Annotated in this window: 20 protein-coding genes; 5 read left to right on the top strand and 15 right to left on the bottom strand. The window is 44.9% G+C overall.

Going from position 1 to position 18,309, the window contains the following annotated elements; translation table 11 throughout:
* Positions 1-68: 68 nt before the first annotated feature.
* On the top strand, positions 69-764 hold the full coding sequence (locus tag ACX5KA_RS00295) for a hypothetical protein (RefSeq protein WP_039217018.1): 696 nt from the start codon (positions 69-71) through the stop codon (positions 762-764).
* A gap of 17 nt (positions 765-781) precedes the next feature.
* Here ACX5KA_RS00295 and ACX5KA_RS00290 read toward each other — a convergent pair whose 3' ends face one another.
* The 10 genes from ACX5KA_RS00290 to rpoE form a co-directional block, all read right to left on the bottom strand.
* Positions 782-1,603, bottom strand: coding sequence for a TatD family hydrolase (locus ACX5KA_RS00290; RefSeq protein ID WP_458730180.1), 822 nt, complete (start codon positions 1,601-1,603; stop codon positions 782-784).
* A 115-nt stretch (positions 1,604-1,718) separates the two neighbouring features.
* Positions 1,719-2,357 carry a pyridoxamine 5'-phosphate oxidase gene (gene pdxH, locus ACX5KA_RS00285; protein ID WP_039217013.1) on the bottom strand — a complete coding sequence of 213 codons (639 nt, stop codon included), beginning with the start codon at positions 2,355-2,357 and terminating at the stop codon, positions 1,719-1,721.
* A 215-nt stretch (positions 2,358-2,572) separates the two neighbouring features.
* Complete coding sequence (gene era / locus ACX5KA_RS00280; RefSeq protein WP_014950102.1) at positions 2,573-3,484, bottom strand: GTPase Era; 912 nt, start codon at positions 3,482-3,484, stop codon at positions 2,573-2,575.
* A 19-nt stretch (positions 3,485-3,503) separates the two neighbouring features.
* A complete protein-coding gene (gene rnc / locus ACX5KA_RS00275) occupies positions 3,504-4,190 on the bottom strand; it encodes a ribonuclease III (protein WP_101565228.1) in 687 nt (228 codons plus the stop codon).
* Positions 4,190-5,092 carry a signal peptidase I gene (lepB, locus tag ACX5KA_RS00270; RefSeq protein WP_458730179.1) on the bottom strand — a complete coding sequence of 301 codons (903 nt, stop codon included), beginning with the start codon at positions 5,090-5,092 and terminating at the stop codon, positions 4,190-4,192. The genes rnc and lepB overlap by 1 nt, the downstream gene beginning before the upstream one ends.
* Positions 5,092-6,888 (bottom strand): translation elongation factor 4, encoded by a 1,797-nt coding sequence (gene lepA, locus ACX5KA_RS00265; protein WP_039217007.1) that lies wholly within the window; start codon positions 6,886-6,888, stop codon positions 5,092-5,094. The genes lepB and lepA overlap by 1 nt, the downstream gene beginning before the upstream one ends.
* 338 nt (positions 6,889-7,226) lie before the next feature.
* A complete protein-coding gene (locus ACX5KA_RS00260; protein WP_039217001.1) occupies positions 7,227-7,688 on the bottom strand; it encodes a SoxR reducing system RseC family protein in 462 nt (153 codons plus the stop codon).
* Between the two features lie 18 nt (positions 7,689-7,706).
* Complete coding sequence (locus tag ACX5KA_RS00255) at positions 7,707-8,891, bottom strand: MucB/RseB C-terminal domain-containing protein (RefSeq protein WP_039216999.1); 1,185 nt, start codon at positions 8,889-8,891, stop codon at positions 7,707-7,709.
* 124 nt (positions 8,892-9,015) lie between these two features.
* Complete coding sequence (locus ACX5KA_RS00250) at positions 9,016-9,597, bottom strand: sigma-E factor negative regulatory protein (RefSeq protein ID WP_039216996.1); 582 nt, start codon at positions 9,595-9,597, stop codon at positions 9,016-9,018.
* 99 nt (positions 9,598-9,696) lie between these two features.
* On the bottom strand, positions 9,697-10,275 hold the full coding sequence (gene rpoE, locus ACX5KA_RS00245; RefSeq protein WP_012518957.1) for an RNA polymerase sigma factor RpoE: 579 nt from the start codon (positions 10,273-10,275) through the stop codon (positions 9,697-9,699).
* 197 nt (positions 10,276-10,472) lie between these two features.
* On the opposite strand from rpoE, the gene nadB reads away from it, so the two are divergent.
* Positions 10,473-12,158, top strand: a complete 1,686-nt coding sequence (nadB, locus tag ACX5KA_RS00240; RefSeq protein WP_052235389.1) for an L-aspartate oxidase — start codon at positions 10,473-10,475, stop codon at positions 12,156-12,158.
* 265 nt (positions 12,159-12,423) lie between these two features.
* Here the strand turns inward: nadB and ACX5KA_RS00235 are convergent, their stop codons facing one another.
* From ACX5KA_RS00235 to ACX5KA_RS00225, 3 genes are all read right to left on the bottom strand, one after another.
* Positions 12,424-13,296 carry a MaoC family dehydratase gene (locus ACX5KA_RS00235; protein WP_458730178.1) on the bottom strand — a complete coding sequence of 291 codons (873 nt, stop codon included), beginning with the start codon at positions 13,294-13,296 and terminating at the stop codon, positions 12,424-12,426.
* Positions 13,297-13,309: 13 nt separating this feature from the next.
* Positions 13,310-13,705: a hypothetical protein gene (locus ACX5KA_RS00230; protein ID WP_458730177.1), complete on the bottom strand. Its 396-nt coding sequence runs from the start codon at positions 13,703-13,705 to the stop codon at positions 13,310-13,312.
* Between the two features lie 121 nt (positions 13,706-13,826).
* On the bottom strand, positions 13,827-14,078 hold the full coding sequence (locus ACX5KA_RS00225; RefSeq protein WP_014950112.1) for an FAD assembly factor SdhE: 252 nt from the start codon (positions 14,076-14,078) through the stop codon (positions 13,827-13,829).
* Positions 14,079-14,265: 187 nt separating this feature from the next.
* On the opposite strand from ACX5KA_RS00225, the gene ygfZ reads away from it, so the two are divergent.
* Together ygfZ and ACX5KA_RS00215 are read left to right on the top strand one after the other, a co-directional pair.
* Positions 14,266-15,312 (top strand): CAF17-like 4Fe-4S cluster assembly/insertion protein YgfZ, encoded by a 1,047-nt coding sequence (gene ygfZ, locus ACX5KA_RS00220; protein ID WP_458730176.1) that lies wholly within the window; start codon positions 14,266-14,268, stop codon positions 15,310-15,312.
* Positions 15,313-15,374: 62 nt separating this feature from the next.
* Positions 15,375-15,860 carry an FKBP-type peptidyl-prolyl cis-trans isomerase gene (locus ACX5KA_RS00215; RefSeq protein ID WP_039216984.1) on the top strand — a complete coding sequence of 162 codons (486 nt, stop codon included), beginning with the start codon at positions 15,375-15,377 and terminating at the stop codon, positions 15,858-15,860.
* A gap of 172 nt (positions 15,861-16,032) precedes the next feature.
* On the opposite strand, the gene ACX5KA_RS00210 is transcribed toward ACX5KA_RS00215, so the two are convergent.
* Positions 16,033-16,371: a P-II family nitrogen regulator gene (locus ACX5KA_RS00210; RefSeq protein ID WP_039216983.1), complete on the bottom strand. Its 339-nt coding sequence runs from the start codon at positions 16,369-16,371 to the stop codon at positions 16,033-16,035.
* A 2-nt stretch (positions 16,372-16,373) separates the two neighbouring features.
* A complete protein-coding gene (gene nadE / locus ACX5KA_RS00205) occupies positions 16,374-17,210 on the bottom strand; it encodes an ammonia-dependent NAD(+) synthetase (RefSeq protein ID WP_039216980.1) in 837 nt (278 codons plus the stop codon).
* Between the two features lie 456 nt (positions 17,211-17,666).
* Here nadE and ACX5KA_RS00200 point away from each other — a divergent pair, with 456 nt between their 5' ends.
* Positions 17,667-18,248, top strand: a complete 582-nt coding sequence (locus ACX5KA_RS00200; protein ID WP_458730175.1) for a GspH/FimT family pseudopilin — start codon at positions 17,667-17,669, stop codon at positions 18,246-18,248.
* Positions 18,249-18,309 lie beyond the last annotated feature (61 nt).

The following is an 18,309-nucleotide window of genomic DNA, read 5'->3' as shown; positions in this document are numbered from 1 at the left end:
TATCCTCTTTAAAATTATTTAGATTTCACCTACTGTTAGGCAACTCATGGCATTTATGGAATTACGCATTGGTAGACGTGCTTAGCAAAGCCCAATCACAAGTAAAAAGCAGCTCCCACTCTTTGTATACGGCATTGAAAAGGCTTTTTCATACCTTAGTAGTGAGTACGGTATTTGCGCTGGTGGTTGTGTTAATACTTTTGTTACAGCAGTACCAAAATGACTGGCTGACAGTTCAAACCCGCTTTTCTGGAGAAAGCATTGCCAGACAATATGCAAAACTTCTTCAGCCCGCATTCATAGCAGATCAGCTCACCAGTGAAGGCCTTGAAATCGATGCTGGCACGGCGTTATTAAACAATATTGCCAGAAGGGATTACATTGAGAGTGTCGCTGCTATTTTGATAAACGAACCACACATTCTTGCGTTGTCCGTGTTTGATAAAGACGGAAGATATATTGCCCCTTTGCCCCAAATTGAGAGCGTGGTGTCGATGAGTCAGTCGCAAAGTGTAACGCCGCTAACTTATGTTGGCGTTATCACTGATGATAATGAAAATTTACTAGGTTATGTGAATATTCACATGAACACGCAGGCTGTCCTCGAGAGTCCACTGACATTGCGCTACCAGCTTGCTCTTATTGCGTGTATTCTCGTCTTTTTAGCGCTCATGCTAGGTATTTACCTAACCCGGGCCTTTTATAAATCTCGCCCATGGTTTATTCAGGTAATTGAATCAAAAAGAAATAAAGAGAAGCGCTAGATAGCTAGTTTGGACGTCTATGCTTCTCTTCCAGCATCAATATTGAATAGTCGAGTGTAGTTCACTGTAGTGGTGGAGACTATTTCTTTAAGTGGCACCCCATAGCAGTCGCGTATAACGTCAACGACATCTGATAAATAACGAGGTTCGTTTGCTTCTCCTTGTCTACCGCACATGGGCATATCAGGGGCATCCGTTTCTAAAAGCAATTTATCAAAATGGTGTTCTAACAAAAACCCAAGGGTGTTTCGTGTTTTTTGAGCACGCTCATAGGTGATCGTACCGCCTATACCTAGGTAAAACCCTCGCTCAATATACCCTTTGGCCGCTTCAATACTTCCTGAAAAAGCATGCACAACCCCCACTCCCTGATAGTTGGCTAGCTTCAGCGCTTCAACGAGCAAATGATGACTTTTTCTGTGATGTAAAATTACGGGTAACGATACTTTATCAGCAAGTTTCAAATGGTTGTGTAGCGCTTCCTTTTGAAGCGCTAACGGCACGCTTATATGCCCATCGATACCTGTTTCCCCCAAGGCTTTTACCGAAGGGTGCAAGTTAGCCGTAGCGGCTTCAAGTTGACGAAGACTCTCCTTGAGTGTTTGCTCTGGCTTTTCAAGCTCACTGCAAGTTAAAAAATAAGGATGGAGCCCAAGCGCAGTATCAATCGATAAAAGGCTCTCATAGCGTTCACTGAGTGCTTGTAACGCCTGCCAAGATTCGGGGTTAATGCTAGGCGCCATGATGCGAGTAAGCTCTGCGGCTTTGGCGCTTTCTAACGCAACTCTAAGATCTTTTTTTTGTGCAAGTAAGTCGAGATGGCAATGGCTATCAATCACGGTTTAGATGCCTCCTTGTTACTTATCTCGCCGCACGCTACCTACAAGCTCAATAGTTAAGCGGGCTCACATTCTAGAGAAGTACTTTAGTGGGAACGAAAGGTGAACTTATTCCCTACGGCATTAGGCGCTGTGTTACCCACGCGCCATCTTCAGTTTTGTTGTATTCAAAGCGGTCATGTAGCCTATCTTCTCCACCTTGCCAAAACTCAATTTGATGTGGCACGATCCTGAAACCGCCCCAAAAGTCCGGCACGGGAAGCTCTTTGTTAGCAAACTTATCTTTTAACTGCTTAAACTGGGTCAGTAGAAGCTCCCTGCTGCCAATAGGTTTGCTTTGTTTTGACGCATACGCTGCTAGCTGACTGTCTTTCGGTCGCGAAAAGAAATAGGCGGCATTCTCAGAAACAGAAAGCTTTTCAACGCTGCCACATACGCGAACTTGGCGCTCCATAAAAAACCATGGAAAGTGGCACGACACTTTAGGGTTTACCGCTAACTCTTGTGCCTTACGGCTGCCTAAGTTAGTGAAAAACACAAAGCCCTTTTCACTGACATCTTTTAACAAAACGATACGCTGAGAAGGTTGGCCGCTGGCATCGACGGTGGCAACCGTCATAGCAGTAGGATCAGGAATTCCGGCGTCAATGGCATCTTTTAACCATTTATCGAATAAAGTAAACGGATTTGAAGTTATATCTGACTCACTCAAACTGCCCTTTGAGTACTGCCTGCGCATATCTGAAATTGCCATATACCGCTCCTAAAAAGAAGTTGTTGTGCCTGCTAGTGATGTTGAAACCGAGTAAGTAAACAGCCGTGTCAATGCTCACATAAGCACTTCTAACTGAGGTAGTTGCCCACAAGCCATACGGCTACGCCACTTGGTGAGGATGCTAACTCACTATCTTTGCCTAATATAACGCCAGTTAAAGCTAACTAGCGTTATAAAGATAATATAGGCGTGAACTAGAAGTTACTGTCGTCACCGTAACCTAGAGAGCGCAGAGCACGTTCATCGTCTGCCCAGCCTTGTTTCACTTTCACCCAAAGTTCTAGAAATACTTTGTTGTCGAACAAGTTTTCCATATCTTTACGCGCTTGCTCACCAATGGTTTTCAAATGCTTTCCGCCTTTACCGATGATCATGCGTTTTTGGGTTTCACGCTCTACCAAAATCAGACCGCTGATACGATAAACACCGTTGTCTGCCATTTTGAATTGCTCAATTTCCACAGTAGTAGAGTAAGGCAGTTCATCGCCGGTGAAGCGCATAAGCTTTTCGCGAATGATTTCAGCAGCCATAAAACGGCTTGAGCGGTCAGTGATGTAATCTTCTGGGAAGAAAAACTCACTTTTAGGTAGCGACTTGGCCACCAACTCTCTAATTTCGTCAACCATTCGGCCCTGTTTAGCACTGATAGGGATCATGTGCTCAAACGGGTGCTTTTCGCCAAGCTTTTTAAGGTGAACCATAAAGTTTTCTTTATCTTCAACCTTATCCATCTTGTTTACGATGAGATAGCAAGGAAGGTTTGCTTGTTTAACCTTACTTAATACCATTTCATCTTCGGCGTTGAATCGGTCGCCCTCTACAACAAAAAGCACAAGGCCAACTTCAGCCAAAGAGCTTGATGCCGCGCGGTTCATATAGCGGTTGATCGCGCGCTTTTCGTCTTGGTGAAGCCCTGGGGTATCGACGTAAATCGCTTGATAATCACCGTCGGTGTCTATACCAAGAATGCGGTGGCGAGTAGTTTGCGGTTTACGCGAAGTAATACTTACCTTTTGCCCTAGCAAGCGGTTAAGCAAGGTCGATTTACCCACATTAGGGCGGCCTACTATGGCAACTAGGCCACAGCGAGTTTGAATATCAGGCATTTCAGGCAAATTCGATTCATCATGCGTTGTCATCAAGCTTCTCCAATGTTAAACGAGCAGCTTCTTGTTCTGCTTTTCGGCGGCTATTGCCAGACGCCACTACGGCTTCTGGTAAGCTTTCTACCTTGCAGCTAACTTCAAATGTTTGTGCGTGATCTTTCCCTGAAATAGACAACACCTCATAGGTTGGCAGCGCTTGTTTACGACCTTGTAAAAACTCTTGAAGACGTGTTTTGCTGTCTTTAGGGTGGGCATTAGGGTCTAGTTTGTTTATGCGGGTTTCCCATAAACGGTCTATAACGCCTCGTACCTCGTCCATACCGGAATCAAGGTAAATAGCCCCTAAAATAGCTTCAACGGCATCGGCTAAAATCGAACTTCTGCGATGACCACCACTTTTGAGCTCACCGGGCCCTAAGTTTAGCAGTTCACCCACACTGGCTTCCTTTGCAAGTTCTGCCAGTGTGTCTCCTTTAACCAAAGTAGAGCGCATGCGGGTAAGCTTGCCTTCTGGCACAGTTGGGAATCGCTTAAACAGCGTTTCCCCAACAATCATCCCTAAAATAGCGTCACCCAAAAATTCAAGTCGCTCGTTGTGCTGCTTGGCCGCACTACGATGAGTAAGCGCTTGTTCCAATAAAGCTTCATTGGTAAATGTGTAGCCTATCGCCTTGTACAGACGACGATATTTATCAATTCCCTGCATTAATGAATGCCACCTGCTCGCTCAAATCGAACACCTGTTGGTACCCACGTTGGAAGGAAGTCTGACGGGCTGCGCTCAAATTCAAATGAAATCCAAATCGCCACCGCTTTTCCAACCAAGTTTGCATCTGGCACAAAACCCCAGAAACGGCTGTCGCGGCTGTTGTCTCGGTTATCGCCTAGCACGAAATACTGACCTTCTGGCACAATCCACTCATTGCTACGCGTTCCAGGCTGGGTATAAAAATTAACTGGCGAAATCTCGCGTACTGGGTGGCGCAAAATGTCATGCTCTACTGTGCCTAAATCTTCGGTGTAACGCATAAGCTGCGCCATGTCCTGTACGAACTCACCACGCTCTTGGAACGTCAGCGGTACGGCTTTCAATTTAGGACAGTTGTTGCCAGTCTCACACTTCGGTTTGATATAAACCTGTTTATTTTGATAAACCACAGTATCGCCCGGTAAACCAATTACCCGTTTAATGTAGTCAATTGATGGGTCTTCAGGGTATTTGAAAACCACCACATCACCACGCTCAGGAACGCCGGTTTCAATGAGCTTAGTTCTGAAGACCGGGTCTTTCACGCCGTACGCAAACTTTTCAACCAAGATGAAGTCACCAACCAGTAAGGTAGGCATCATAGAACCTGATGGAATTTGAAAAGGCTCATATAAAAACGAGCGCAATACCAAAACGAAGGCAATAACAGGGAAAATCTGTTGCGAAGTATCAACTAAGTACGGCAGTTGAGGATCTTCTCCATAGCGCGCCCCTTCTGCGGTTGCCGCAGCCTGTAAACGTGCTTTTCGCTTTGGCGCAAACACTAGGCTATCCACTAGCCAGATTAATCCTGTTATTAAGGTGAGTGCCACCAAAATCAAGGAGAAGTAATTCGCCATTATTTGCCCACCTTCAATACTGCAAGGAACGCATCTTGTGGCAATTCAACATTACCCACTTGCTTCATTCGCTTTTTACCTTCTTTCTGCTTTTGAAGTAGTTTCTTCTTACGGCTTACGTCACCGCCGTAACACTTCGCGATTACGTTTTTACGTAGCTGTTTAACTGTACTTCTTGCAACAATATGGTTACCGATAGCTGCCTGAATAGCGATATCGAACATTTGTCGTGGAATAAGCTCGCGAAGCTTTTCGACCAGCTCACGACCACGGCCTTGAGAGTTTTCTCTGTGCGTAATTACCGCTAACGCGTCTACACGTTCACCGTTAATTAGAATATCAACACGCACCATGTCTGATGTCTGGAAACGCTTAAAGTTGTAATCAAGCGATGCAAAACCACGGCTGGTCGATTTCAAACGGTCGAAGAAATCGAGCACCACTTCTGCCATTGGCAGCTCATAAGTTACCGCAACTTGCTTACCGTGGTATGTCATGTTGGTTTGCATACCGCGCTTCTCAACACAAAGCGTAATTACGTTGCCTAGGTATTCTTGTGGCACAAGAATGTTGGCTTCAACCATAGGCTCACGAATTTCTGCAATATCGTTTACCGGAGGTAGCTTAGCCGGGCTATCTACGGTAAGGATTTCGCCCTTGGTTGTTTCTACTTCGTAAATTACCGTTGGCGCAGTAGTGATAAGACCCAAGTCATACTCACGCTCTAAACGCTCTTGAATGATTTCCATGTGTAGCATGCCAAGGAAACCAATACGAAATCCAAAACCTAGCGCGGCGGAGCTTTCTGGCTCATAAAACAGTGAAGCGTCATTCAGGCTTAGTTTCGCCAGGGCGTCACGGAAGTCTTCGTAGTCATCAGAGCTTATTGGAAAAATACCGGCATAAACCTGAGGTTTAACCTTTTTAAAGCCCGGAAGCATTGCGTCAGCTGGCTCACGTGCCAAGGTAATGGTGTCGCCCACAGGCGCGCCTTGGATATCTTTAATTCCTGCGATGATAAAGCCTACTTCGCCAGCTTTTAATGTGCCTGTATCGAGTGGCTTGGGCGTAAATACACCAATTTTGTCAACCTGATGCGTTTGACCATTTGACATAATTTGAATTTTGTCTTTCTTGGTCAACTCGCCTTCGACAATACGAACCAGTGAAACAACGCCTTGGTAGTTGTCGAACCAAGAATCGATGATCAGCGCTTTAAGTGGCGCTTCGCGGTCACCTTCTGGCGGCGGGATTTTATTTACAATGACTTCAAGTACATCTTCAATACCGATACCGGTTTTTGCTGAGCAGCGCACAGCGTCCAGTGCATCGATACCAACAATATCTTCAATTTCTTCTGCAACGCGGTCTGGCTCGGCCTGAGGCAGGTCGATTTTATTTAGTACAGGCACTACTTCCATATCCATCTCGATGGCGGTATAGCAGTTTGCCAATGTCTGTGCTTCTACGCCCTGACCTGCATCAACAACCAAAAGCGCACCTTCACAGGCAGCAAGAGAACGAGATACTTCGTAGGTAAAGTCAACGTGTCCAGGAGTGTCGATGAAGTTAAGCTGATAAGTTTCGCCGTCGCGCGCTTCGTAGTTCAGCGTTACGCTTTGCGCTTTGATAGTAATACCGCGCTCTTTTTCTAGGTCCATTGAGTCGAGAACCTGTTCAGCCATTTCACGGTCTGTTAGCCCTCCACAATGCTGGATTAGACGGTCTGACAGCGTAGACTTACCGTGGTCAATGTGGGCGATAATACTGAAGTTACGAATGTGCGATTGTTGCATAATGCTGGAAATTACCTGCAGAAAAATTCATTAAACAAAAAAATGCTGCTTGCCTTGCTTCAAGGGTTATACGCAGCGCGTGCGGATTTTACCCATTTCTTGCACGAAAAGCGAATTGGCGTGGTGGAAAATTTATTACTTTCAAGAAACATAACGAATGGAAGTGGCAACCTGACGTGACTTCCTCGTCCTATCTCAAAACTTGACTACATTGATGAGCGTGAGTTAACGCTATAATCTCGTGCAAAATGGCCTCGTATAAATTGGCCTCATATAAACCGGCCTTTTATAAAACAGTCCCGTATTAAAAAATGAGTAGCGTAAAGCCCTTCAAAAAATCAATGTTCTACTGCACTGTTGTCTTGTTGACCCAATAGCACAGGTTGATATTTTGTACGTTCTACACGACGCAACTTGTAAGCAATTAACTTATAGGTAAAGAAGGTTACTAATCCACTTGGCAGCATGGCCCATAACTCGTGAGTAAAGCCGTTACTACTAAGTAATGATATAGACACCGAATATGCCCCGATAAACGCAATGAGCGGTAGCAAATACAACCAAGCCGATGCACTTAAAATACCTGCTTCCGGTATACCTACAATCACTTCTTGGCCAACCCGCACAGGCATGGGAGTGCGCAGCGTCAACTGCTGCGTTTTCGGTGCAAGCGCACGAGAAATAACGCCGGTACCACAATCACTTTGTGCTTGGCAGGCGTTACAGGTCGACTTAATCGCTGCTTCTACGGTGACCGTATCGCCATTAACGGCAACTACGGTGGCGGTTTCTCTTATCATTGTTACTCAATCGCGCGGTTATTCACTTGCACTGCTGACGGGGCGTAAAGACGTAGCAATAGCGTTAGCGGTTTGCAAGGGTATTTCTCCCACCACTGTCACTTGCGCCTTGCCGTCTGTTAACGTTAAAAACGTACTCACTTCATTACGCAGCGCCAGCGTCTCACCTAACGCATCTTCCGCAGGCTGAACATACACAGATACGTCAACCAATCCATCTGAGAAAAGTTTATATTCTACAACCTGACCTGTTAAGGCCAGTCGTCTTGTATCTTGTTTTATTTCTCGCATGCCAGCCGGCAAATAGGTGACGTCCCATTTGTGTGCACGATTTGGCGTATTGCTTAGCGCCATGGGCGCGGGTAACGACGCCGAATTTATGCGTGAGAAATATTCTGCAGGCTCTGCAGATATCGCAAATGCCGTGACCTGAATTTGTTCTAATAGCGCCCCTTGCAAATCAAGCATGTTCAGTTTGAGCAACATGCCAGATGACTCATCCAGCCAAAGCTGGTAGCCAAATCGCGTATTATCTCGGCTGACTATTCGTATCTGCTGCGCTGAACGCCCTGCTACCCGAGCTCGGCCCACCGCTACAAACTCATAAGCTTCAGCTAGCTGTTCAGGGTGATAAAGTAGCGCACTAGGAATAGGCCCGTTAATGTGCTTCGAGCGCAAACTATAGGGTTGTACATCTGGCTCAAATACACTCACCACATCGTTCACACGAATGAGCTCGCGGCCTGGTCCATTTTGAAGATTTAACTGCTCTAATTCAGAGCCATCTTCCATTATCCCGTGGCGCCACAAATAAGGAACGGTTTCCTTCCCTGCAATAGTTTGCACAAAAGACACTTGGAAATTGGCATTGGTTATAATGTTTTGAAGTTCAGCTAGCCACTGGTTGGCCGATTGAGGCTCGCGCGCGAGAGAAGCAGATGCATTTTGCTCGCTTCGATTTTGTTCAAGTTGCTCTTGAATCAAGTCTTCTTGCACTGCTTCCTCTTGATCAGCTTCATCTAGTCGGCCAGCCCTTGTGTTTGATTCTGAGCTAGCGTCTAATTCAACGTCGCCATCATTCACGTTTTCGACTGGAGCAATAGGAGCTTTCGTTTCTTCGCTCAGCGAAGCAGTTTGGGCAACAGTGGGCTGAATAGCCGTGCCCGAAATGAAAAAAAGTGCAAGGATAGAACTACAGCGCATTTTTTCCCGCCTTAAAACAAACATACCAGCAGTATATGCTGGTATGATTAAAATATGAAATGTATGTCAGTCACAATTCACTTGCGAAAGCACATTCCAACTAATGTTGACTGGCTGCGATAACTTATGGGCGCTTTGGTCCACTTGTTTCGCTTTCACCCTCGTCCTCTTGCGCTTGCTTAAGCTTTATTTGCTGCTCATGATCAGCAATCAATGCATTAATTTTGCGCTTTTTCTCAAGCATTTCATTCATGTCGTTACGCGGTAACGTTCTGGTTTGTTCCAAACTCACTGGAGACAATCCACCTTGAGGAGCAATCGTTGGCGCTGTCATAAATGGCTCGGTAGGCGCTTCTTGATTAGTGTATTGAACACCAAAGATAACTGCCACTGCCACCGATGCGGCTACTGCAAACTGGCCTGACTGCTTCGCAAAAGGAACGACATTGCCAATCAATGGCATCGACTTCCAGCGCGAGCGTTTAGGTGCAACTATCGCTGGCTCGTTTTCAAGCGCAGCAGCTACGCTTGCGGTGATGTCCAACTGTGGGGCAACACTTGCTTCTTTACGCATTGCACCGCGATATACATGGTAACGTTGCCATTTGGCTTGAAGCGCTTCATCGTGCTTAATTGCATCGATAATGTCATTGCCTTCTATCTCACCATCCATGAATGCGGACAATTTTTCTTGCTGTTGCGTCATATATTCATTTCCAGATCAAAGTGATCGTTAACTACCCTAACACAGCTGTTAGTCATCGTGGAAAAAAGAAAGTTCATCTTTTTTTGATTTTATTTCTTTTTAATTTTCTAACAACGGTTGAATAACTTTATCAATCGCCTCGCGAGCCCTAAAAATACGGGATCTCACCGTACCCACAGGACACGACATTACATTCGCGATTTCTTCATAGCTCAACCCTTCAATTTCGCGCAGCGTAATCGCCATGCGTAAATCGTCCGGCAGCTTCTCAACTACCTTAAACAGAGTTTCTTCGATTTCCTCAGATAACAAGCTTCGCTCAGGTGTTGATTGCTCTTTTAAAGCATCGCTACCTTCGTAAAAGTCAGCTTCATCAGCATCGACATCGCTTGCAGGCGGTTTACGCCCCTGAGATACAAGATAGTTTTTGGCGCTGTTTACCGCAATCCGATACAACCAAGTGTAAAATGCACTGTCGCCGCGAAAATTAGGTAAGGCACGATATGCTTTAATAAACGCTTCTTGCGTTACATCAGCAACGTCACCGGTATTTTTTACATAGCGAGAAACAAGGTGCATTACTTTGTGTTGATAACGAGTTACCAATAAGTTGAACGCATTTTTATCGCCACGCTGTACTTTTTCGACCAGTTGTTGGTCGGTTATCTGCTCGCTCATTCGAGCCATTACTCCCTACTTCAACTACACCATAGCTCTAACAAGCATGTGTGTAGACGCGTTCTTTTTACAAAAGTTCTGTAAAAGCATTAAATATTTTAAAAAATGCTTAAGTCAGAGGGCAAGAATGATTGTGTTTTGCTACTCATCCTTTAGACTTGCCGAACCTTTGCTCGTTTGAATTGATATAAAAATACATGAAATCTGTATCGTCTTCACTAACTTCCACATCAAATGCAATAGAACATCGTTGTGACGTATTGATTATTGGGAGTGGCGCAGCAGGATTGAGCTTAGCGCTTAAGCTTGCTGACCATTGTCAGGTTATTGTACTTAGTAAAAGTGACCGCAATGAGGGCTCTACCCGCTATGCACAAGGTGGTATTGCCGCAGTATTCGATGAACAAGACTCTATAGACGCACACGTAAAAGATACGCTTGCCGCAGGCGCAGGGCTATGCGAAGAGCCTGCTGTAAGATTTACCGCAGAACGAGCAAAGGCGTCACTTGAGTGGCTTATCGGCTACGGTGTGCCGTTTGATACAGAGAAAAGTGAATCTGGTGAGGAACGCTTTCACCTTACCCGCGAGGGAGGACACAGTCATCGTCGCATTCTTCACGCCGCCGACGCCACAGGCGAAGCGCTTCAAATTACGTTAAATGACGCAGTATCGACTCACCCAAACATTCACGTGTTTGAGCGTTATAACGCTATAGACCTTATTCCGTCAAAAGAAGAAAAGAACAGCGTGGTGGGTGCCTATGTTTGGAATAGGCAACAAGAGCACGTTGAAGTAATTCGCTCTCCTTTCGTTGCATTGGCGACCGGCGGTGGCAGTAAGGTCTATCAGTATACATCGAACCCCGATGTGTCGAGCGGTGACGGCATTGCCATGGCATGGCGCGCAGGCTGCCGTGTAGCAAACATGGAATTCAATCAGTTCCACCCTACTTGCTTATTCCACCCGCAGGCACGTAACTTTTTGATTACAGAAGCGCTGCGCGGCGAAGGTGCCAACCTCTGCCACGCCGACGGCACCCGCTTTATGCACAAATTCGATGAGCGTGGCGATCTCGCGCCGCGCGACGTCGTTGCCCGCGCAATCGACTATGAAATGAAGCGATTGGGCGCTGACTGCATGTATTTGGATATCAGTCATAAGCCCGCTGACTTTATTGTTAAGCACTTCCCTAATATTTATCGTAAGTGCCGCTCGCTTGGTATCGATATAACCCGTGAACCTATCCCTGTCGTGCCCGCGGCGCACTACAGCTGCGGCGGCGTAATGACCGACTTTAATGCCAAAACCGATCTGAATAACGTGTATGCAATCGGTGAAGTAGCTTACACAGGTCTACATGGTGCTAACCGTATGGCGTCTAACTCTTTACTTGAATGCGTGGTGTTTGCGAGCGCTGCAGCCGAAGATATTATAAAAAATCTTCCCAGTGCAGACTGTGAAGAGCCTATTGCGCCTTGGGATGAGAGCCAGGTTTCTAACTCGGATGAGGAAGTCATCATTCAACATAACTGGCATGAACTTAGGCTGTTCATGTGGGACTACGTGGGCATTGTGCGAACAGATAAGCGACTTGAACGTGCCATGCGTCGAATTAAGTTACTAGAGCAAGAGATTACTGAATATTACTCACACTTCAGAGTGAGTAATAACCTGCTAGAGCTTCGAAACCTGGTTACGGTTGCAGAACTCATAGTACGATGCGCGATGGAGCGAAAAGAAAGCAGAGGGTTACACTTTAATTTGGATCACCCTGAGCAAGTAAACAACCCGACGCCAACAGTTCTTATTCCAAAAAAACAACTCTCTGGTGCTGACGTTGGCTCGCTAATTACTCAAGACAGCTTCGCTGATGCCGACTAGTATAAAGATAATGGTCTATATCGGATTGAAGAAGAATTTGAGCATTCACGCAGTTTCATTTAGCGCGCTGTGTTAAATGAAACTGCGGAACATGGCCGCTAAACCAAAATGGATGAAGACCAAAAGTTCTAATTAGCGCTCAATAGAAAGCATCAAATAAAAAGAGAGCTAAAATCGCATGCTCTCTTTTCACTATTCAGTAAACATCAATCTCAACTAATTGACTGCTTTTACCTTACCTTTTCAAGCCTAATTAAACGTCAAGCTAAGCCTGATTAAACGCTAGGCTAGCGGATAAGTGCACAAGGCTGTCATTACTATCGGTAACGTCTATAAGCACACTATTATCTGTTTTACAGTGTTGTTGAATGTGAATGTCACAAGGCAAAAACACGGGCTTTCTAAAGCGGCAGTTTACTTCTTTTACGCTCATAGACTGTCTAGAGTCTTGATGACTTACAAACGCCGACACAGCGCGTGACAATGTCCACATGCCGTGTGCTATAGGCTGTTTAAACCCAAATACTTTGGCAGATATTGCAGACAAGTGAATAGGGTTATAGTCACCAGAAAGCTTTGCATAGCGGCGACCTGTATTAGCCGAAGCACCAATTTCACCGATGAGCGCCCTATTCTCTAGTTCACAATCGTCATGAAAGTCATTTTTAGCACCCAGTGGCGCAACATGAACGGCTTTAACCTTCACTAAGTAACTACTTACCGCCCTGTAAACCAGGTTCCCTGCCTGCAGCACTTCTAACATCACATCCACTTCCCAACCTCGGTTATGCGGTCTCACTTCGTGAAAGCGCACCCGACATTCAAAGGGTTCGCTTAAGTCGCAATGGTCTATTACCGATACTTTGTTAGCGGCGTGGATAAGGCCAAGCAAAGGAAATGGGCTTTGTTTGTCCAGCAAGCACTGCATTTGCAATGGTAAGGAAAGCATTTGTAAATAAAGTGGATGGGCATGCTCATTTGCCGGCCAGTCAACTTCCTGACAAAAAGAAGCGTAGTGCACATTGTCGACATTGAGCGTTTTGGTATAGATGCGCTGAGGCAACGTAGGCGGTTTAAACTGCATAAGCTGCCTGGCGTCAACGCGTTTAAATAACGCTTTTATATACTCACGAAACATCTTTTAAATTCCTTTAAGGCATTGCTTTTCGGGCCAAGATAATGGCTCTAGCCAACCGGCGATAGTCTGCTTCGCAGCACTCACCTTTTAAGATCCAAGCGAGATGGCTATGATCTTTTTCAAACCATCTGCGTTTTTGGCGCGGCACATTGATACACAGCCCCCAAGTAAAAAGCTGGGAAGAATGATGAATGTTCATTGATGTGCCGTCGACCTGAGCATCAACTAACACGCTCCCCTTTGGCGTACTTTGCAAATCCAGTGGGAGCGTGCTGTCGTCAACAACCCGGATAATACCATCGCTGGTCAATGAGATAGCGTATTGGGTAGCAGAAACTTTGTTACTAAACGCGTCATAAAGACGCCAGAAAATAACTAACGTAGTTGCAACAGCAACAAGCGCTATCAATTTTGAGAAGCTCAGCCAAGACCACAAGTATTGAGGAAAGCTGCACAATGCTGCGAAAAGACAAACAGCAACGCATACTTCCCCAAATAACCTTCTAAACCTATTGTGTGTAATGCAAATTCTATACTTTGACACGGTTGACGATAGTCGCCACCATGGCGGCTAGTTCAGGGTCTTCGCACTTCTGGTGTCCCATGATCCATGCAAACAAATCAGGGTCATCACTGGTAAGTAAACGTTCAAATGTTTCTTGATCTTCATAACTTAAAGAATCGAAGGCTTCTTCCACAAAAGGAAGTAAAAGTACGTCTAATTCTAGCATGCCTCTGCGACACGCCCACTTTAATCGCGCTAATCTTTTTGGTTCAAACATATGTCTTTCATACCGTTTTTTATTCGCTAACAATAATACCATGCCCTATGCGTGGGGATCACTGCTCTTTTGGTCAGATAGGCAAACTAAATAGAACTTAATCTGCGCACATTCCCATGTATTGCCCTTGAATATTGATGGTTTTACCATACCTTGAGTACATACAGCGAATTTTACAGTGGTGAATATGACATCTATCGCATCATTACAAAGTCTTCCAAGTGAATTTGTGGTCGAGCTTTCAAATGCCATGATAATTTCTTTGGAAGGAGAACAGGCCGACAGTTACCTGCAAGGGCAAATTACGGTCAACATTAATAAGCTAGACGAAAATACTGCCAGACACTTCGCCCATTGTGATAATAAAGGCAAAACCTGGTCTACCGGGTACGTAACTCGTCATTTAAATAAATTATTGTTGGTTACCAATGAAGATGCGGGTAGCCATTCATTAGCGCAGCTTAATAAGTACGGTGTATTCTCTAAGGTTGATATTCTCGACGACACACAAACATACAGCGCTTACTTTATTTCGTTTGATGCGGTGAAAACTAACGAAGTAAAGGCAGCGTTAAGCCAGCTTTTCTCCGAAAACGAAGTGGAACGCCTTCTTGAGAGCGATACTCCTGACAATGGCTCTCTTAAAAAGGTCGAGAGCGAACACGGCGTTGCTTATGTTGCAAATACTAGCTGCAAAGGAATTATTGTTCTTTTAGATGAAAATGGCGCAAAGCAAATAAATTCGTTAATAGAAACGCATACCCTTTCTTGCTATCCCCAAACCGTGTTTGACGCTATACAAATTCAAAGCGTACACGCTTCAGTGCAAGGCGACGCAGTGGCGGAATACGTGCCCCAGATGATTAATGTGCAGGCGCTCAACGGTATCGACTTTGATAAAGGCTGCTATATGGGGCAAGAGGTGGTTGCGCGAACCCGCTTTCTGGGGAAAAACAAACGCGCCGCCTACAGCTTTAAGCTTGAAGGTAACCTAGATATTAAACCTGGCGATGCATTAGAAAAGCAGTTGGGTGAAAATTGGCGTATAGCAGGCAAAATACTCAATGTAGCGTTGCTTGATGATGAAACCTGGTTTATTGCCGTGCTAAACAACGACACCACCAGTGAAGATTTGCATAGATTGGCTGATAATAACGCCATTACCTGTTACCCTAATGCTTTGCCGTACAGTATTGAGCAGAAAGCTAGCAATATTGTGAAAAAACGTCGATAAGCAGTGTTTACTGCATTACATTTATTGCCCTGAACTCTGAAAGGGCCAAGATAGGATTTGTTATGACAATTACTTCTGACAGCGTTGTAACGCTACATTACACCGTATCTACCGAAGACGGCACAACGCTAGACTCTTCAGAAGGGAAATCGCCACTAGTAGTACTACTAGGCCGTCGCTTCTTAATTGAAGGACTAGAAGATGCACTTATTGGTAAATCGAAGGAAGATAGCTTCAACGTTTCAGTAACCCCTGAAAAAGCATACGGTGAACGTGCTGACGAACTTGTGCAAACCGTACCACGCTCAATGTTTGATGGTATGGATGTTGAAGTGGGTATGTCTTTCCGCGCAACTACACCTCAGGGCGAGCAATCGGTAATTATTATTGAAACAACTGACGAAGAGGTTGTTGTTGATGGTAACCACCCACTTGCCGGTATTCCGTTAACTTTCGACGTATCGGTTGTTGACGTGCGTGAAGCTACGCAAGAAGAGCTTGAGCACGGTCATGTGCACAGCGAAGGCGGTTGTGGCCACGACCACTAAGCTATTCCCCACTTACTTTTCAATAAATATTGAATCTGTATAAACAAAAAGGAGCCATCGGCTCCTTTTTCATTTGTTAAGCAATACCATTTTGCATAGATAATTGCCCACTCGGAAGGCGCTGGCAAGCTTCCTAGCAAAGCATGGGAATGCAGGAATGGTATACTACACGTTAAATCGCGTCTTCGTTTTGCTCACCAGTACGAATACGTACTGCACTTTCGACGCTGTAAACGAAGATCTTACCGTCGCCGATTTTACCTGTCTTAGCTGACGTTTGAATAGCTTCAACTGCTTGTTCAACGCGGTCATCATCTAGCACAAGCTCAATTTTGATTTTAGGTAGGAAGTCTACTTGATACTCTGCACCGCGATAGAGTTCAGTGTGACCTTTCTGGCGACCGAACCCCTTCACTTCAGACACTGTCATCCCTGCGATACCGACTTCAGCTAGCGCTTCCCTAACATCGTCCATTTTGAACGGTTTAATGATAGCTTCAATTTTTTTCATGACTACAACTCATCGTAAATTGTTGGAATTGGCACACGCTTATGCTGTGTACGCTCATAAATATAGAGCAATTTCTCTTCCACTTCTGCAGAAACAGGCTTGCCTTCCAAAAAGTCATCGATTTGGTCGTAAGACATGCCTAGCGCTTGCTCATCAGCTTTTTGTGGCGACAGGCTTTCTAAATCAGCGGTTGGCGCTTTGGTGATCACATTATGCGGTGCACCCAAATGGGCAGCCACTGCACGTACTTGGCGCTTACTAAGTCCGAATAACGGAGCTAAATCACACGCTCCATCACCGTACTTGGTGTAAAACCCTGTAATATTTTCAGCCGAATGATCTGTACCTAAAACCAGCCCGTCAACCATTCCCGCAATTTCATATTGTATAACCATACGAGTACGTGCTTTAACATTCCCTTTCACAAAGTCTTGTTTCGCTTCATTGTCAGGAAGAAGATTAGCACTGGCAAGCGCTTGTGAAGTAGAGGCATGAATAGCATCTGCACCAGGTTTTACATTCACGGAAAGAGAGTGAGAGGGCTGAATAAAATCGATAGATTTCTGCGCATCTTCTTCATCAGCTTGTGTATCATAAGGCAAGCGGACTGCAATAAACTGGTAGTTTTCGTGATGTTCGTCATTTAATTCATTTACAGCCAATTGAGCCAAACGACCCAACGTACATGAATCAATGCCGCCACTAATACCCAGCACCAGTGAATTCAAACCAGAGGTAAGCAACTGCTTTTTGATAAACGATACTCGACGTGCAACTTCATATTCCACATCGATTTCAGGCAGCACTTTCATTTCATCAATAACTGCTTGTTTTTGCATTATAATATCCACGTATTTTTGAGGCGTCCTGGAACCCGATTCTACGACAACATCACGTTAGATGTTAGTGGTATCCCCGTATCATTTGAATAACCCTGTACTTATTCGCAATGGTAAGCACAGCTTTTCTTGATGTAATTATTTTAAAGCGTAAGCATAAGCCGTGTGAGATAGTTAACCGTAAGGCGTATGGTCAACGATGCGATATCACGGTAAAACATACCTTTATTGTCGGAGTTTAGTTTACCCTAAAATATAGGCGAGTAATGCATATTTATCGCGTAGTTTCATTACATCAAAGATAGAATAAAAAAGTAGATTTAAAGTGGCGATGTTTTTAGCTCAAGGTCAGTACTAGTGGCTTAGACACTCAACGAGCATTAGCTTTACCTGCCGTTTGTTCGGCGCAATTTATAAGCTAAGATTTAGTAAAGTTTGGAAAGTAGCAACCTCACAATGATAAGAACAAAATTAAAACAACATTCACAAGCCTTTATTAATCAAAGAGGCCTTACGCTGCTGGAGATGCTTGTCGCCGTTGCTGTGTTGACGATTATTCTTACTACTGTCGCGCCAAGTATACAAAGCGTTCTTATCAAAAATAGAATTACTTCAGATATTAATAATTTAAGTGCCGTGGTGCAGCGAGCCAGGTTTACCGCAGTAGACGAACAAGCCAGTGTTGTTTTATGCCCAACAGAAAATTACGAGGCCTGCACCAACAGTTGGAAAAAAGCGAAAATGGTATTTGTAGATACAAACGGAAATGGTAGCCGTGACAATAGCGAGGCGCTTATTATAGCGAGCGATCCGCTAAACTCTGCAAACGCTATCTACGGTGTAACAGGAAGCTTGTCTTTTGATGAGCAAGGCGCAATCAGTACTGCAGCAACAATTACGTTGTGTCCTAAGGACAATGACGACGACTATGCGTCTGCTCTTTTACTTTCTTTGTACGGAAGAATTTCAGTAGCTGTAGACAGTGACGGCGATGGTAAAAAAGAAGACTTAGATGGCAATGCGCTGTCTTGTAGTTAATAGTTGCAGTAAATTCTCACAATTTCCAGTCGTGACTGGTATGCGCAGTTGATAGGCCATA

The organism is Alteromonas alvinellae, from assembly GCF_902705805.1.
The sequence above is the reverse complement of the archived record's forward strand: the minus strand, read 5'-3'. Positions and strand labels throughout refer to the sequence as shown.

Coding starts and splice junctions, on each gene's coding strand:
- ACX5KA_RS00215 (WP_039216984.1), top strand. CDS start 15,375: ATGACAATTACTTCTGACAGCGTTGTAACGCTACATTACACCGTATCT.
- ACX5KA_RS00235 (WP_458730178.1), bottom strand. CDS start 13,296: ATGTTTCGTGAGTATATAAAAGCGTTATTTAAACGCGTTGACGCCAGG.
- lepA (WP_039217007.1), bottom strand. CDS start 6,888: ATGCAACAATCGCACATTCGTAACTTCAGTATTATCGCCCACATTGAC.
- rnc (WP_101565228.1), bottom strand. CDS start 4,190: ATGCAGGGAATTGATAAATATCGTCGTCTGTACAAGGCGATAGGCTAC.
- rpoE (WP_012518957.1), bottom strand. CDS start 10,275: ATGAGCGAGCAGATAACCGACCAACAACTGGTCGAAAAAGTACAGCGT.
- lepB (WP_458730179.1), bottom strand. CDS start 5,092: ATGGCGAATTACTTCTCCTTGATTTTGGTGGCACTCACCTTAATAACA.
- ACX5KA_RS00200 (WP_458730175.1), top strand. CDS start 17,667: ATGATAAGAACAAAATTAAAACAACATTCACAAGCCTTTATTAATCAA.
- ACX5KA_RS00250 (WP_039216996.1), bottom strand. CDS start 9,597: ATGACGCAACAGCAAGAAAAATTGTCCGCATTCATGGATGGTGAGATA.
- ACX5KA_RS00255 (WP_039216999.1), bottom strand. CDS start 8,891: ATGCGCTGTAGTTCTATCCTTGCACTTTTTTTCATTTCGGGCACGGCT.
- pdxH (WP_039217013.1), bottom strand. CDS start 2,357: ATGGCAATTTCAGATATGCGCAGGCAGTACTCAAAGGGCAGTTTGAGT.
- ygfZ (WP_458730176.1), top strand. CDS start 14,266: ATGACATCTATCGCATCATTACAAAGTCTTCCAAGTGAATTTGTGGTC.
- era (WP_014950102.1), bottom strand. CDS start 3,484: ATGCCTGATATTCAAACTCGCTGTGGCCTAGTTGCCATAGTAGGCCGC.
- ACX5KA_RS00225 (WP_014950112.1), bottom strand. CDS start 14,078: ATGTTTGAACCAAAAAGATTAGCGCGATTAAAGTGGGCGTGTCGCAGA.
- nadE (WP_039216980.1), bottom strand. CDS start 17,210: ATGCAAAAACAAGCAGTTATTGATGAAATGAAAGTGCTGCCTGAAATC.
- ACX5KA_RS00210 (WP_039216983.1), bottom strand. CDS start 16,371: ATGAAAAAAATTGAAGCTATCATTAAACCGTTCAAAATGGACGATGTT.
- nadB (WP_052235389.1), top strand. CDS start 10,473: ATGAAATCTGTATCGTCTTCACTAACTTCCACATCAAATGCAATAGAA.
- ACX5KA_RS00260 (WP_039217001.1), bottom strand. CDS start 7,688: ATGATAAGAGAAACCGCCACCGTAGTTGCCGTTAATGGCGATACGGTC.